10 protein-coding genes are annotated in these 15,505 nt (G+C 59.2%); 5 read left to right on the top strand and 5 right to left on the bottom strand.

The annotated features are described in order from the left end of the window. The first annotated feature begins 82 nt into the window (after positions 1–82). Positions 83–2,506 (top strand): autotransporter domain-containing protein, encoded by a 2,424-nt coding sequence (locus ACIQU2_RS17170; RefSeq protein ID WP_403142764.1) that lies wholly within the window; start codon positions 83–85, stop codon positions 2,504–2,506. A 78-nt stretch (positions 2,507–2,584) separates the two neighbouring features. Here the strand turns inward: ACIQU2_RS17170 and oadA are convergent, their stop codons facing one another. Both oadA and ACIQU2_RS17160 read right to left on the bottom strand, forming a co-directional pair. Continuing rightward, positions 2,585–4,408: a sodium-extruding oxaloacetate decarboxylase subunit alpha gene (gene oadA / locus ACIQU2_RS17165; protein ID WP_403142761.1), complete on the bottom strand. Its 1,824-nt coding sequence runs from the start codon at positions 4,406–4,408 to the stop codon at positions 2,585–2,587. An 11-nt stretch (positions 4,409–4,419) separates the two neighbouring features. After that, positions 4,420–5,835, bottom strand: a complete 1,416-nt coding sequence (locus tag ACIQU2_RS17160; protein ID WP_282376359.1) for an acetyl-CoA carboxylase biotin carboxylase subunit — start codon at positions 5,833–5,835, stop codon at positions 4,420–4,422. 190 nt (positions 5,836–6,025) lie between these two features. Here ACIQU2_RS17160 and ACIQU2_RS17155 point away from each other — a divergent pair, with 190 nt between their 5' ends. Then, positions 6,026–6,988: a LysR family transcriptional regulator gene (locus ACIQU2_RS17155; RefSeq protein WP_347804105.1), complete on the top strand. Its 963-nt coding sequence runs from the start codon at positions 6,026–6,028 to the stop codon at positions 6,986–6,988. Here ACIQU2_RS17155 and ACIQU2_RS17150 read toward each other — a convergent pair. The 3 genes from ACIQU2_RS17150 to ACIQU2_RS17140 form a co-directional block, all read right to left on the bottom strand. Beyond that, on the bottom strand, positions 6,930–7,139 hold the full coding sequence (locus tag ACIQU2_RS17150; protein ID WP_347804106.1) for a PA3496 family putative envelope integrity protein: 210 nt from the start codon (positions 7,137–7,139) through the stop codon (positions 6,930–6,932). The two genes, ACIQU2_RS17155 and ACIQU2_RS17150, sit on opposite strands and share 59 nt — an antisense overlap. Before the next feature lie 208 nt (positions 7,140–7,347). Continuing rightward, a complete protein-coding gene (gene hexR, locus ACIQU2_RS17145; protein ID WP_008156648.1) occupies positions 7,348–8,214 on the bottom strand; it encodes a transcriptional regulator HexR in 867 nt (288 codons plus the stop codon). Between the two features lie 135 nt (positions 8,215–8,349). Then, entirely contained in the window at positions 8,350–11,223 is a 2,874-nt protein-coding gene (locus tag ACIQU2_RS17140) for an EAL domain-containing protein (protein ID WP_403142757.1), read from the bottom strand. A 258-nt stretch (positions 11,224–11,481) separates the two neighbouring features. On the opposite strand from ACIQU2_RS17140, the gene uvrD reads away from it, so the two are divergent. The 3 genes from uvrD to ACIQU2_RS17125 all read left to right on the top strand — a co-directional run bounded on the left by uvrD (position 11,482) and on the right by ACIQU2_RS17125 (position 15,398). Next, positions 11,482–13,665: a DNA helicase II gene (uvrD, locus tag ACIQU2_RS17135; RefSeq protein WP_010465377.1), complete on the top strand. Its 2,184-nt coding sequence runs from the start codon at positions 11,482–11,484 to the stop codon at positions 13,663–13,665. Positions 13,666–13,978: 313 nt separating this feature from the next. Continuing rightward, a complete protein-coding gene (locus ACIQU2_RS17130) occupies positions 13,979–14,854 on the top strand; it encodes a Tim44 domain-containing protein (protein ID WP_347803312.1) in 876 nt (291 codons plus the stop codon). Positions 14,855–14,990: 136 nt separating this feature from the next. Beyond that, positions 14,991–15,398: an SMI1/KNR4 family protein gene (locus tag ACIQU2_RS17125; protein WP_008156656.1), complete on the top strand. Its 408-nt coding sequence runs from the start codon at positions 14,991–14,993 to the stop codon at positions 15,396–15,398. The last annotated feature ends 107 nt before the right edge of the window (positions 15,399–15,505 follow it).

Below are 15,505 nucleotides of genomic sequence, written 5' to 3'. Positions count from 1 at the left end.
CAAGCCCACCGGAAGCAGCTGACATCGGCACCTATAGCCTCCCTCTTAGAGTTTGGCCTCCTGTCAAAAGAGGCCATACTCGATGCCCGTTCAACACAAATACCGACCACAACACTTGGCGCTGGCCATTGCGCTTGCGCTGGGTTGCGCTGAATTTTCGATGGCTCAGCAGATCTCCGCGGATACCACCGCACCACCGATTGAATCGCCAGAGCAGCTCATGGCGGCGCTGGACGCATTTATAAATGATCCCGCCACCAACAAGACCACCATCAACAAAGCAGCCGATGGTACTAATCGGACATTCGGCAATGGAGATGATCTGGTCATTGTGTCTGGCCGCGGAGCCCTTTCCGGATTGATCGACGGTGGTGACGGTCTCAACTTCCTGCAACTCGATACCGCGAGCGGTGGCACGTTAGGCGAGAGTCGTCGTTTTGAAGGCCTGGAGCTCAAACGAAGCACTTGGACCATGAATGGTTCCGGTGATTTCAGTACCGGTGTCTTGATACGTTCAAAAGCAACGCTAATCAATAATGGGCATATCCAGGGTGGGGCGTTGGCCCAAGGAACGCTTGTCAACAACGGAAAGATTGGCGGCGGAGCGACCGTGCAATCAGGAGGCATCCTGAACAACCCAGGAACTATCGAAGGCGCCGTCGTTATCCATGAAAAAGGCGCTTTTGCGGGCAACGGTTTAACGGGTTCCCTGAAGGTAAATGGAAAGCTTTCTGTCGACGGTTTGCACGGCGCACCGACAGTTAACGGTGACTTAAATCTCTCCAAAACTGCCGAGCTAACCTACGAGGTCAATGCCGACCGCAAAAGTGAAACGATATTAGTCGATGGCACCGCCAGCCTTGGCGGCGCCACACTGAACATCGTTGCAGCACCGGGTGACTACCCGCTAATCAGCGAAAACCACATCCTTGCTGCCAGTAAAGTCGAAGGAGAATTTGGGAAAGTCATCAATAACCTTGTCTTTTTAACGCCCAAGCTCGACTACGAAGAAAAGAGAGTCAACCTGATCCTCGTCCGTAACGATGTGACGATCGAGAGTGTCGCAACCACGGATAACGGGAAGGAAGTCGCCCAAAGCATTGAAGAGCCAAAGGACATACCTCAAGCACCCTCCGTCGCTGAAGCGCCGAATCCACCTGCAAGCTCCGAAACATCCGTTCCCGTCTCCACACCGACAACTACAGCTGAAAAACCTTCGACAGCCGCAACTCCACCTACCACCGACAAGCCCGTCACAGTCGCAACGCCACCTACCACCGACCAGCCCGTCACAGCCGCAACGCCACCCACCACCGACCAGCCCGTCACAGCCGCAACGCCACCCACCACCGACCAGCCCGTCACAGCCGCAACGCCACCTACCACCGACCAGCCCGTCACAGTCGCAACGCCACCCCCTGCTACCAATTCCGTCGCCATAGTGCCAAAGGCATCCAGCCCCACAAACGCTGCTGTCGCAGCCCTGCTCAGCGCTGACAAACAAACGGCATCTGTTGCCATCGAACAGCTGGCCGGCGGCCAGAACGCCAACCTTGCGAAAGCGACCCTGAACAGTGACAGCCCAATCAGCGCGACCATGCTCTCGGCCATGCGTCAGCTGGACAGCGCCAGTAGCTACAGCAATTCCACCAGGCGCAATGGACCACGCCTGGCCGCCGGCAGCGAAGACAATGGCCGAGTCTGGCTTCAAGCATTGGGTCACGGTGGGACACTGGATCGCGACCACGACGCTCTGAAACACACAACCCACGGCCTGGTACTGGGAGCTGATTGGGGCATCGATGAGGAATGGCGCATCGGGGTGATGAGCGGCAAATCCGAAACGCGCCTGGACAGCCGCGGACTCGACGGCGATCTCGACAGCTGGCATTTGGGAGCTTATGCCCTACGTCAAAACGGACCAATGTCCCTGCGCCTGGGCGCGACCTATAGCAACCACGACGGCAGCACTAAACGCCGGGTTGCCTTCAAAGGTTTCAGCGACCGTCCTGAAGGCCGTTACGATGCCAACACCCAGCAGGCCTTTGCGGAAGTGGGTTACAACCTGGGCCAGGCCAACGTCAGCATCGAACCGTTTGCCAGCCTGGGCTACCAACGCTATCAGCGCGACACTTACACGGAAAAAGGTGGCGCAGCGGCACTGAAGGTCCACGGTCAAACCCAGAACAACATGAACAGCACATTCGGCCTGCGGCTGGCGAAGCTCAACACTCTGGATAACGGCATGCAACTGACGCCGCGATTCAGTGCCGGCTGGAAACACACTTACGGGGACGTCTACAGCGATACCCGCCAACGATTGGTGACGGGCGGAAAAAACTTCACCGTTTCCGGTGCGACGCTGGATCGTGACAGTCTGCTGGTCGATGCAGGGCTGGACCTTGGATTGTCAGCAAAACACACCCTGGGCGTCGGCCTGACTGGCGAGATCGGCACCGACAGCCGAAACCACGGCGTCACGGGTCAGTGGCGAATGAGTTTCTAACAGCCACAAACCCGGGGCGAAAAAAAAGGGGAGCACGTGCCCCCCCGAGGTTTAAAGCGGTATATCGAGGCTGTTAACTCAGCCTTCGATCTCGATCAGTATTTCGCCCGGGTTCACCCGGTCGCCCTTGGCCACGTGGATGGCGGTGACTTTGCCGGCGATGGCCGCCTGGACTTCGGTTTCCATCTTCATCGCTTCGGTGATCAGCACGGCCTGGCCGGCTTTCACGGTGTCGCCTTCCTTGACCAGTACGTCGACGATGTTGCCCGGCATGGTGGTGCTGACGTGGCCCGGTGCAGTGGCTTGCTTGCGCTTGCTGCTGCCGCCGCTGACGAATTCGTTGAGCGGTTCGAACACCACTTCTTCCGGCATGCCGTCGATAGACAGGTAGAAGTGGCGCTTGCCTTCAGCCTTGACGCCGACACCGGTGATGTCGACGCGGTAGGTTTCGCCGTGGACGTCGATGACGAACTCGGTCGGCACGCCTTCGCCACCGGCCGAGGTCACGCCGCCTGCTTCAGGAATCGGCAGCAGCACTTCAGGGGTCAGGGTGCCGGCGGCGCGTTCTTCGAGGAACTTGCGACCGATGTCCGGGAACATAGCGTAGGTCAGCACGTCTTCTTCAGACTTGGCCACCGTGCCGATTTCGCCACGCAGCTTGATCATTTCCGGCTTGAGCAGGTCGGCCGGACGCACGTCGATCACTTCTTCGCTGCCGATGGCCTGGCGACGCAGTTTTTCGTTCACGGTGCCCGGCGCCTTGCCATATCCGCCTTGCAGGTAAAGCTTCACTTCGTTGGTGATGGTCTTGTAGCGCTCGCCGGCCAGCACGTTGAAGAACGCCTGGGTGCCGACGATCTGCGAGGTCGGGGTCACCAGCGGAGGGAAGCCGAGGTCTTCACGAACGCGCGGGATTTCGGCCAGCACTTCGGCCATGCGGTTCAGAGCGCCCTGCTCTTTCAATTGGTTGGCCAAGTTGGAAATCATCCCGCCCGGCACTTGGTTGACTTGCACACGGGTGTCGACGGCGGTGAATTCGCTTTCGAACTGGTGGTACTTCTTGCGCACAGCGTAGAAGTACAAGCCAATCTCTTGCAGCAGTTCCAGGTTCAGGCCGGTGTCGTACTCGCTGCCTTTAAGGGCGGCGACCATCGATTCGGTGCCCGGATGGCTGGTGCCCGAGGCAAAGCTGGAGATCGCGGTGTCGATGTGATCGGCGCCGTTCTCGATGGCCTTCAGTTGGCACATCGTTGCCATGCCAGCGGTATCGTGCGAGTGAATGAACACGGGCAGCGATTGCTCGGATTTCAACGCTTTGACCAGTTCGCCGGTGGCGTACGGAGTCAGCAGGCCAGCCATGTCCTTGATCGCCACCGAGTCGCAACCCATGGCTTCCATTTGCTTGGCTTGCGCCACGAACGCCTCGATGGTGTGCACCGGGCTGGTGGTGTAAGCGATGGTGCCTTGAGCGTGTTTGCCAGCCGCTTTCACCGCTTCGATGGCGACTCGCAGGTTACGTACGTCGTTCATGGCGTCGAAGATGCGGAACACGTCGATACCGTTGACCGCAGCTTTGGCGACGAAAGCTCTGACCACGTCATCGCTGTAGTGGCGATAGCCCAGCAGGTTCTGGCCACGCAGGAGCATTTGCAGACGCGTGTTAGGCAATGCCGCGCGCAGTTGGCGCAGGCGCTCCCACGGGTCTTCTTTCAGGAAGCGTACGCAGGCGTCGAAGGTCGCGCCGCCCCAGCATTCCAGCGACCAGTAGCCGACTTTGTCGAGCTTGTCGCAGATCGGCAGCATGTCTTCGGTGCGCATGCGGGTCGCGAGCAGCGATTGATGGGCGTCGCGCAGGATTGTGTCGGTAACGTTTATCTTTTTAGAAACAGGGGGCTTGCTCATTGTTCTATTCCTCACAGGCCTGCGTGGGCGGCGATGGCGGCGGCGATGGCCAGGGCCAGCTCTTCGGGTTTGCGCTTGATCGAGTAGTTGGTCAGTTCAGGGTGGCTTTCAACGAAGCTGGTGTTGAACTGGCCACTCCGGAATTCCGGGTTACGCAGGATTTCCTGGTAGTACGCGGCGGTGGTCTTGACCCCTTGCAGACGCATGTCGTCGAGGGCGCGCAAGCCACGGTCCATCGCCTCTTCCCAGGTCAACGCCCATACGACCAGTTTCAGGCACATGGAGTCGTAGTACGGCGGAATGGTGTAGCCGGTGTAGATCGCCGTGTCGGTGCGCACGCCGGGGCCGCCGGGCGCGTAGTAACGGGTGATCTTGCCAAAGCTCGGCAGGAAGTTGTTTTTCGGGTCTTCGGCGTTGATCCGGAATTGCAGCGCGAAACCGCGGTGCTGAATGTCTTCCTGTTTCACCGAAAGCGGCAGGCCGGACGCGATGCGAATCTGCTCGCGCACGATATCGATGCCGGTAATTTCTTCGGTGATGGTGTGTTCCACCTGCACCCTGGTATTCATCTCCATGAAGTACACCTCGCCCTCGGCGAGCAGGAACTCCACGGTGCCGGCGTTCTCGTAACCCACGGCCTTGGCCGCACGCACCGACAGGTCGCCGATGTAGGCGCGCTGTTCAGGGGTCAGTTGCGGGCTCGGGGCGATCTCGATGAGCTTCTGGTTGCGACGCTGGATCGAGCAATCACGCTCGAACAGGTGCACCACGTTGCCAAAACTGTCGCCGAGGATCTGCGCTTCGATGTGTTTCGGATTGACGATGCATTTTTCGAGGAATACTTCCGCCGAACCGAAAGCCTTGGTGGCTTCGGAAATGACTCGCGGGAATGCTTGTTCAAGTTCTTCGCGGCTATCGCAGCGACGGATACCACGACCACCACCACCGGAAGTCGCCTTGAGCATCACCGGATAACCGATGCGGTCGCCTTCGATCAAGGCTTCCGCGATATCCGCGACGTTGCCTTCGGTACCCGGGGTGACGGGTACGCCAGCCTTGATCATGCTGCGACGGGCTTCAGTCTTGTCACCCATGCGGCGAATCACTTCAGCCGATGGACCGATGAACTTAATGCCGCGCTCGGCGCAGATATCTGCCAGTTCAGCGTTTTCCGAGAGGAAACCGTAGCCGGGATGCAACGCATCACAACCGGTTTCTACCGCCAGATTCACCAGCTTGCGCGCATTCAGGTAACCGGCCAGTGGCTCGGCACCGATGCTGTGGGCCTCGTCCGCACGCTTCACATGCAGCGCATGGCGGTCGGCGTCGGAATAGATCGCGACCGAGCGAATGCCCATCTCGGCGCAGGCACGTACGATTCGTACGGCAATCTCACCACGGTTGGCGATCAGGATCTTTTTTATCACTTGGAGGTTCCCTTGAGCCGGTGGTACCCACGACCTGCTAGACCAGGTCGACGCGTGACCAAATGTTTCGATTCAGTCGCAGCTCCACACTAGCCCCCACAAGGGATTAACAAAAATGATTAATAATTGGGTCAGCCATAAGTAAAGACTTATAGTTGACGCATCAGCCTGCGGTGAGAGTGTCTATAAAATGCGTAAGTCCTTGATGCGTATGACTTTGCGTCAATTACAGATCTTCAATGAAGTCTGTGATTTGAGGTCCTATAGCCGCGCAGCCGACGAAATGTCTCTCACACAACCTGCCGTGAGCCTACAGATTCGTCAACTTGAAGAGCTGATTGGTCAGCCTTTGTTCGATTACGTCGGCAAAAAGCTCTACATGACCGAGGCAGCCGAGGCCCTTCAGCGCGCCAGCCGGGACATTTTCGGACGCCTGGAAAACCTCGACATGCAGCTTTCAGACATGCAGGGATCGCTGCAAGGACAGCTGAAACTGGCGGTGGAATCCAGCGCCAAGTATTTCGTGCCGCATCTGTTTGCCGCGTTCAAGCACCAGCATCCGGAAGTGAACCTGCACCTGACGGTGGTTAACCGCGGACAAGTGATTCGACGCCTGTCGGACAACCGCGATGATTTGGTGATCATGTCGATGGTGCCGCAAGACATGGGGCTGGAGTTTCTGCCGTTTCTCAACAATCCAATCGTGGCCGTGGCGCCGCCGGATCATCCGCTGTCCCACATGGGACCGCTGCGCTTGCAGGATCTGGAGCCTTATACGCTGCTGTTGCGCGAACCGGGCTCCGGTACGCGACTGGCTTGCGAGGAGTATTTCAAGGAGAAGCGCGTGCACTTCACGCAGACCCAAGAGGTGGCGTCGGCCGAAGCCCAGCGTGAATGCGTACGGGCGGGTCTGGGCCTGGCGCTGTTGACGCGCCACGCCCTGAACCTTGAATTGGCGACCGGCGCACTCATAGAGCTGCCGGTCGAAGAGCTGCCGCTGTACCGCAGCTGGTGCCTGGTACAAGCCAAGGCAAAACGGCTGTCACCGGTGGCGCACGCATTCCTTGCGTTTATTCGCAGTGAGCGGGTGCAGATCAGCGCGCTGGTTGAGCGTTTCGACGGGAAGTTGCCGGTGCCGCCTGCCAGTAATTGAGCTCCAGCTCAGGGAATTCACCGATCTCGGCCAGCAGTTGGCGACGTTCGCAGCGATCTTCGATAGCGCGGCGAAATTCCATGCGGCGCTGGTCTTCCTGCTGACGACGGGTTCTGGCGGCGCTGTTGCGTTCTTCGTAGGGCTGGGCCATTTCGAGTCTCCCAAGGCGATTACGGGAGTTTCAAGATAGGCGCGAGGGATGACGGTTTGGCGGCGGACGGGTTACAGGGAGATGAACCTTGCCGAGTCATGTGAACCCAAAAAGCAAAGATCGCAGCCTTCGGCAGCTCCTACAGATGTACACATTCCCATGTAGGAGTTGCCGAAGGTTCGGGCCGCGTTCGGACGATCTTTTGACTTTAATCGTCCAGCGCTTTTACCGATTTAGGCGACAGCCGCAAGCTGCGCAGGCTGCGCTTGACGCTCTTGAGGTGGTTGACCAGGCTCGGCCCGCGCGCCATGGCCACGCCCATCGCCAACACGTCGATCACCACCAGGTGGGCGATGCGCGAGGTCAGCGGCGTATAGATCTCAGTGTCTTCGTGCACATCGATCGCCAGGTTGACCGTCGACAGTTCGGCCAACGGTGTCTGGCTTGGGCACAAGGTAATCAGCGAAGCGCCGCTCTCGCGCACCAGGTTGGCAGTGATCAACAAATCTTTGGAGCGCCCGGACTGGGAAATACAGATCGCCACGTCGGTCGGTTTCAACGTGACCGCCGACATCGCCTGCATGTGCGGGTCGGAATACGCCGCCGCCGTCAGCAACAAACGGAAGAACTTGTGCTGGGCATCGGCCGCCACTGCGCCCGAAGCACCAAAGCCATAGAACTCGACCCGCTGGGCCTGCGACATGAGCGACACAGCACGCTGCAACTCCACCGGATCAAGCTTCTCGCGAACCTCCATCAGCGTGTGCAGGGTGGTGTCGAAGATTTTCAGGCTGTAGTCAGCGACCGAATCGTCTTCATGAATCGCAAACTGCCCAAAGCTCGCGCCAGCAGCCAGGCTCTGTGCCAGTTTCAGCTTCAAGTCCTGGAAACCGGAGCAACCGATGGCGCGACAGAACCGCACGATGGTCGGTTCGCTGATGCCCACGTTGTGGGCCAGGTCGGCCATGGAGCTGTGCATCACCGCCGCAGGATCAAGCAGCACGTGGTCGGCGACCTTGAGCTCCGACTTGCGTAAGAGGTGGCGTGACTGGGCGATGTGTTGCAGCAGATTCAAAGGGCTGGACTCTTTGTTATTGGCAGGTGCCGGGGATGTAGCACGCTTGTAGTTATACTACATGAATCGGCTTTTTGCCTGCTCAATGCGTAACTCGATGTCCCCATTTCACGCCACATGCGCTCCATGTAGCCCCTACAAGGGTTTCGCGTCCGCACGCAACAGCGCCGCCAGGCCGTCGGCCTCGACCGGGCGGCTAATCAAATAGCCCTGCACTTCATCGCAGTGCTCGGCTTTCAAAAACTCCAACTGCTCTGCCCGCTCCACACCCTCGGCCACCACTTTGAGCGACAAGCCATGCGCCATGGCAATGATTGCCCGGGTGATCGCCGCATCCTCGCTACCCTCCCCCAGACCGCGGATAAATGCCTGATCGATCTTCACGTAATCCACAGGGATGCGTTTGAGGTAGCTCAGGGACGAATACCCGGTGCCGAAGTCATCAATCGCCAACTTAACCCCCAAATCACGCAATTGCTGGAAGGTCGCGATGATGTGCTCGACGCTGTCCAGCAACTGACTTTCGGTGAGTTCCAGCTCGAGGTAGTGCGGCGCCAGACCGGTTTCCTCCAGCACCTGACGCACCAGGCTGACCAGTTTGCCCTGACGCAATTGATGCACCGACAGATTGACCGACACCCGAATTGGCGCAAGCCCCTGACGCTGCCACTCACAGGCTTGCCAGCAGGCCTGACGCAGCACGAACTCGCCGATCGGGCCGATCAATCCGGTTTCCTCGGCCAGGCCGATGAAGTCACCCGGCGGTACACGGCCCATGGTCGGGTGATCCCAGCGCACCAGCGCCTCGGCGGCATTCAACCGACCCGTGGCGAGGCACAGCTTCGGTTGGTAAAACACCTTCATCTGCTTCTCTTCGATGGCCTTACGCAGCTGATTTTCCAGCTGCAAGCGCTCCAGCGTGCTGGCTTGCAGGCTGTCGGTGTAGAACTGGAAGTTATTTCCGCCCAAGTGCTTGGCGTGCTGCATGGCCATATTTGACTGCTGGACCAGCGCGGAAATTTCTCGCGCGTTGTCCGGCAACATACTGATGCCCATGGACGCGCTAACCACCAGTTCATGGCCATCGACAGTGATAGGCAAGCGCAGCTTGGTTGACAGTCGGGTCGCCACTCGCGCCAGGCTCGACAGGTTGCCGTAGGCATTGAACAACACGGCAAACTCATCGCCGGATAAGCGAGCGATGGTGTCTGCTTCAGGCAACGCATTGACCAGACGCCGGGCCATCTTCTGCAAGAGCTGGTCGGCGATTTCATGGCCAAGGCTGTCATTGAGCAGTTTGAAACGATCCAGATTGATGTGCAGCAACGCCAGACTGCGGTAGCCGCCCTGGCGCACCCGCTGATGAGCCTCGCTTAGCCGTTCTCGGAATAGTGAACGGTTAGCCAGACCCGTCAATTCGTCGTAATGCGTCAGGTAACGCATGCGCTCTTCAGATTCGCGCCGAGCCGATAGGTCGGCGAAGAAGCCCACGATATGGCTTACATTTCCTCGAGTATCGCGCACAGCGTTCAGTTGCAACCATTGCGGATACAACTCGCCATTCTTGCGGGTTTCTACCAGCTCGCCCTGCCAGCTGCCGTGCTGCTCCAGCGCCTGATGAATCGCAGCGTAGTGCCGGCGGGCATCGCGGCTGCACGGCAACTCGACCACGTTGCGTCCGATCATGTCTTCAATGTCATAGCCAGTGACTCGGCTGAAGGCCTGATTGACCGCGATCAACGCGTAATTCGGATCGAAAATCACGATGCCTTCGCTGGCGGCTTCGAATACCGTCGCGGCCAGTTGCCGTTGCTCCTCCAGAGCTTTGCTGACGCTGATGTCGCGACGGGTGCCGACCATGCGGATCACCCGTCCATTTTCGCCGCGCTCAACCGCTCGACCTCGGTCCTCGATCCAGACCCAATGGCCATCGCCGTGGCGCACGCGGTACTCAATCTGGTAGTCCTCGCTGCGGCCCTTCAAATGCTCGACCAGCGCGCGCTTGAGCGATGGCAAGTCATCGGGGTGCAGGCGCGGCTTGAGGTGGCGAAGCATCGCCGTCACGAATTCCGGCTCCAGGCCGAACAGCTCTTGAAGCTGGGTGTGATGGACTTCATCGGTTTGCAGGTTCCAGTCCCACAACCCGAGCTCACTGGCCTTCAACGCCAGCGCCAGACGCGCTTCACTCTTGCTCAGGGCCTGATTGGCAACGTCCAGCTCCAGGCTGCGCTGGGCAACACGGCTTTCCAGCTCGATCTGAATTTGACGTAGCTCGTCTTCGGCACGTCGGCGCTGGTCGATTTCCTTGGCCAGCTTTTGATTGAGCTGGTCGCTGCAGCTTTGCGCCTGCTGCAAGTGCTCGATCAGCGCCTGATTCTGGAAGCGTCGCAACAGTCCGCTATCGATGAGCCGATTGACCTGCCAGGCGACCACACTCAACGCGCCCAGTAAAATCAGACCAAACCAGCCCCAGCCCTGACTCTGTTCATCGCCGCCCCAGAACAGATAGCCGATGGCCGGCAACAGACAGGGCAAGGTAAAGGACAGGAACGCCGGCAGGCTGACCGCGTAGGCAACGCTGGCCGAAAGGGCGGCGGCGCCGATCAGACCGAACACCCAGGCTTGTTGAATGAAGTTATCGGCGGGTACCAGCGCAATGCCGGCGCCGGCCAGGGTCAGGCCGGTCATGGCCGAACCCAGCAAAAACATGCGGCGCCAGATCGGATGGGCCTGACGATTGGGTATCGCCGAATCGAAGGCCGCGACTTGAATCACCCGCAACGCCACCAGCGACAACAGCCACACCAGCCAGACGCTGACCAGGAAGTAACGCTGCGGACTCCAAAGCAAGCCAGCGCAGACCAGACCGTTGATCAACATGAATAACGTGGGCAGCAACGAGCCCTGATAAAGCAGACGCGTGCGTTCGACCGCCATTTCCATGGCGTACTGTTTGCGGATAACCCGGGGCTCCACAACGGGGCCCGACAGGTCGGTGCTGAGGGTCATAGGCAATGTTCTTGTTCTTATAATGGTGAGCATGAGCCCGAAACGTCGACGGAGCATACACAAGCAAATGCCCGGACCAAACTGCTCCAGATCATAAAATCGACAAAAACTGCAACCCCCCATACCCGCTGAAAAGCCTCGAAGCGAGCCCCGCCAACGCCTGTAGCCAGTGACCGACCGGTCGTCATCCGTGCTTCTTTCATCGGCTAATGCAAAGCTCGGTTTGCCCGGTGTGACGGCGCACCCTAGAATGCCCCGATGCGCGATGATCTCTCCCTTCTGCTGAACTCCCTCAACGATGCCCAACGCCAGGCCGTAGCTGCCTCCGTGGGTCGTCAGTTGGTCCTGGCCGGTGCTGGTTCCGGTAAAACCCGAGTGCTGGTGCACCGTATCGCCTGGTTGATCCAGGTCGAAAACGCCTCGCCCCACTCAATCCTGTCGGTGACCTTCACCAATAAGGCCGCTGCCGAGATGCGTCATCGCATCGAGCAGTTGATGGGTATCAACCCGGCCGGCATGTGGGTCGGCACCTTCCACGGCCTGGCGCACCGCTTGTTGCGGGCGCACTGGCAGGAAGCCGGCCTGAGCCAGACTTTCCAGATTCTCGACAGCGACGACCAGCAACGGCTGGTCAAGCGGGTGATCCGCGAGCTGGGCCTGGACGAGCAACGCTGGCCGGCCCGTCAGGCCCAGTGGTTCATCAACGGGCAGAAAGACGAAGGTCTGCGTCCGCAACACATTCAAGCCAGCGGCGATCTGTTCCTGGCGACCATGCGCAGTATTTATGAAGCCTACGAGGCTGCGTGCCTGCGTGCTGGCGTGATCGACTTCTCCGAATTACTGCTGCGTGCCCTCGATCTGTGGCGCGATCATCCGGGCCTGCTGGCGCACTACCAGAAGCGCTTCCGGCACATTCTGGTGGACGAGTTCCAGGACACCAACGCCGTGCAGTACGCCTGGTTGCGACTGCTGGCCAAGGGCGGCGACAGCCTGATGGTAGTCGGCGACGACGATCAGTCGATCTACGGCTGGCGCGGCGCGAAAATCGAGAACATTTATCAGTATTCCGACGATTTTCCGGATGCTGAAACCATTCGTCTGGAGCAGAACTACCGCTCCACCGCCGGCATCCTTAAAGCAGCCAACGCCCTGATCGCCAACAACACGGGACGCATGGGCAAAGAGCTGTGGACCGATGGCGGCGAAGGCGAAGCGATCAACCTGTACGCCGCGTTCAACGAACACGATGAAGCACGCTACGTGGTGGAAACCATCGAAAGTGCGCTAAAAACCGGCTTGGCCCGCAGCGATATCGCGATTTTGTACCGCTCCAACGCCCAATCGCGCGTTTTGGAAGAAGCCTTGTTGCGTGAGCGCATTCCGTACCGCATCTATGGCGGTCAGCGCTTCTTCGAACGGGCAGAAATCAAAAACGCCATGGCCTACCTGCGTTTGCTGGAAGGTCGCGGCAACGATGCAGCGCTGGAGCGGGTGATCAACGTTCCGGCCCGTGGTATCGGAGAGAAAACCGTTGAAGCGATCCGCGACCATGCCCGTCACAGCGATGTGTCGATGTGGGAAGCCATGCGTCTGCTGGTGGCTAACAAAGGCTTGACCGGCCGTGCTGCCGGTGCTCTTGGGGCGTTTATCGAGTTGATCGAGAACCTCGCCGCCAAGTGCATGGAAATGCCGCTGCATCTGATGACCCAGACCGTCATCGAGCAGTCCGGTCTGATCGCCTATCACGAAGCGGAAAAAGGCGAGAAAGGCCAGGCTCGGGTAGAAAACCTTGAGGAACTGGTCAGCGCCGCGCGCAACTTCGAAAACGCTGAAGAAGACGAAGACCTGACGCCATTGGCGGCGTTCCTCGGTCACGCGTCACTGGAGGCCGGAGATACTCAGGCCGACGAGCACGAAGACAGCATTCAGTTGATGACTTTGCACAGCGCCAAGGGTCTGGAATTCCCTTACGTGTTCCTGGTGGGCATGGAAGAAGGCCTGTTCCCGCACAAGATGAGCCTTGAAGAACCGGGTCGTCTTGAAGAGGAGCGCCGTTTGGCCTACGTCGGAATCACCCGGGCCATGCAGAACCTGGTGATGACCTATGCTGAAACCCGACGCCTGTACGGCAGCGAGACTTACAACAAGGTGTCGCGTTTCGTACGTGAAGTGCCGAAAGGCCTGATCCAGGAAGTGCGGCTGTCCAACAGCGTCAGCCGTCCGTTCGGTGGTGGCCAGCAGCAGAGCTCCAGCAGCCTGTTTGGCGGTAGCGAGATCCCGGATACCGGGTTCAGCCTCGGCCAGGCCGTACGGCATTCGGTGTTTGGCGACGGTGTGATCCTGAACTTCGAAGGTGCCGGGGCTCAGGCGCGGGTGCAGGTGAACTTCAGCGAAGGCAGCAAGTGGCTGATGCTGGGTTACGCAAAGCTGGAAGCGATCTAAAGGCGACCGTCAGGGAGCATTTCTGTGGGAGCGAGCCTGCTCGCGATGAACGATGACGCGGTGTTTCTGCTGTTCCGCGGTGCGACTATCGCGAGCAGGCTCGCTCCCACAGTTTGATCGCGCAGTGGCACTGATCGCCTTTCCTACAGAACTTATCCGCTCGTCCTACGGACCAAAGTTAACAGGCCTTATTGCGCTGACTGAAGCTGAACGCAACCTGTCAGGCAAAAGCCCGAAACACTCTGCCGCTAGCCAGTGACACTTCAGCTGTGCAACATGGCGCGCGTGCCTTCCACAAATGGGAATTCCCTTTATGAAACGTTTTCTTAGCATCGCCATGGCGTTGTGCATTGGCCTGACGATGAGCCTCGACGCCAATGCCGCCAAGCGCTTTGGTGGCGGCAAGAGCTCCGGCGCTGCGCCGACTCACCAGACCAGCCAAATGGCTCCTTCTTCTGCCGCGGGCGGTGCTGCCGCCACTGCGGGCGCGGCCGGTGCCGCTGGCGCTGCCGCCAAGGCCGGCGGCGCTTCGCGCTGGCTCGGCCCTCTGGCCGGCATCGCGGCCGGTGGCCTGTTGGCCTCCATGTTCATGGGCGGCGGCTTCCAGGGCATGCAGATCTTCGACATCCTGATCATGGCCGTCATCGCCTTTCTGGTCTTCCGCTTCATCGCCGCTCGTCGTCGCAAGCAGCAGGAGCACATGGCTCCAGCTGGCGCACCGATGCAGCGTGAAGTGTTCGAGCAGAAGCCAGCGGCCATGGGTTCGATCTTCGGCGGCTCGGCAGCACCGGCTGCCGCTCGTCCGGTAATCAATGCTCCGGCCTGGTTCAATGAAAATAACTTCATTGAAGCGGCCCGCAACCACTTCCAGTCCCTGCAGCAGCACTGGGACGCCAACGAAATGGACAAGATCGCCGAGTTCGTGACCCCGCAACTGCTGGAGTTCCTCAAGCGCGAACGTGCCGACCTGGGCGAAGGTTTCCAGTCCACCTACATTGATAACCTCAATGTTCAACTGGACGGCGTAGATGACCGTGCCGACAAGACCATCGCCACCCTGACCTTCACCGGTGTGTCGAAGACCTCGCGTTTCGACCAGGGCGAAGTGTTCAGCGAAAGCTGGAACATGGAACGTCCGCAGGGCGAGAACCAGCCTTGGCTGGTCGCCGGTATCCGCCAGAACGGCTGATCCCTCCTGCGTTAAGCATGCTGTAATAAAAACCCCGGCCTCGGCCGGGGTTTTCTATTTCGCGGTTGCATCTATAGCGAGCTACTGTATAACCCGCCCCAACTAAACCGCGCCATCAAGCAAGAGGATCCCGGACGTGGAAGAAATCATCGAACAACTGCGTGAAGCCAACGAACCGGTACCGGTCCCCTTGGAGTTACCCGACGAAGATCAACTGGTGGAAATCGAAGAACAGCTGTTCATCGACATTCCATTTGTCTTCAGAGAATTTTTGCTGACCGTCAGCGACGTCGTCTACGGCAGCCTGGAGCCGGTGACCGTTACCGACCCGCAATCCCACACCTACCTGCCGGACGTTGCCGCCAACGCCTGGGATGCAGGTGTTGATCGCAGCATGATTCCGATCTGCCAGGACGGTGACAACTACTACCTGGTCGAAGAAGACGGCACCGTGGTGCTATGGTTGGCCGAAGAAGAGCTGATCGCCGAAGAAACCTGGGAATCGGTGTGGCACTGGGCGCGGGACGTCTGGCTGGAAAGCTGATCCGCCTCGACTTTGTAATTGGATGGACTCGCCCAAGCCGAGGCGTCAATGCGCCACGGTGGCAGTCTAATCAGCCAACGACAGCGAGGGCGAGTCCATGAAAAAGC

It is taken from the genome of Pseudomonas sp. NPDC098740 (genome assembly GCF_044760065.1).
Lineage (GTDB): Bacteria > Pseudomonadota > Gammaproteobacteria > Pseudomonadales > Pseudomonadaceae > Aquipseudomonas > Aquipseudomonas rossensis.
Note: the sequence above shows the minus strand (reverse complement) of the source record. Positions and strands in the feature narration are given on the sequence as shown.

Bases quoted from the DNA above. Each gene is read 5' to 3' on its own strand.
- ACIQU2_RS17155 (WP_347804105.1), top strand. From the start codon at position 6,026: ATGCGTAAGTCCTTGATGCGTATGACTTTGCGTCAATTACAGATCTTC.
- uvrD (WP_010465377.1), top strand. From the start codon at position 11,482: ATGCGCGATGATCTCTCCCTTCTGCTGAACTCCCTCAACGATGCCCAA.
- oadA (WP_403142761.1), bottom strand. From the start codon at position 4,408: ATGAGCAAGCCCCCTGTTTCTAAAAAGATAAACGTTACCGACACAATC.
- ACIQU2_RS17150 (WP_347804106.1), bottom strand. From the start codon at position 7,139: ATGGCCCAGCCCTACGAAGAACGCAACAGCGCCGCCAGAACCCGTCGT.
- ACIQU2_RS17130 (WP_347803312.1), top strand. From the start codon at position 13,979: ATGAAACGTTTTCTTAGCATCGCCATGGCGTTGTGCATTGGCCTGACG.
- ACIQU2_RS17140 (WP_403142757.1), bottom strand. From the start codon at position 11,223: ATGACCCTCAGCACCGACCTGTCGGGCCCCGTTGTGGAGCCCCGGGTT.
- ACIQU2_RS17170 (WP_403142764.1), top strand. From the start codon at position 83: ATGCCCGTTCAACACAAATACCGACCACAACACTTGGCGCTGGCCATT.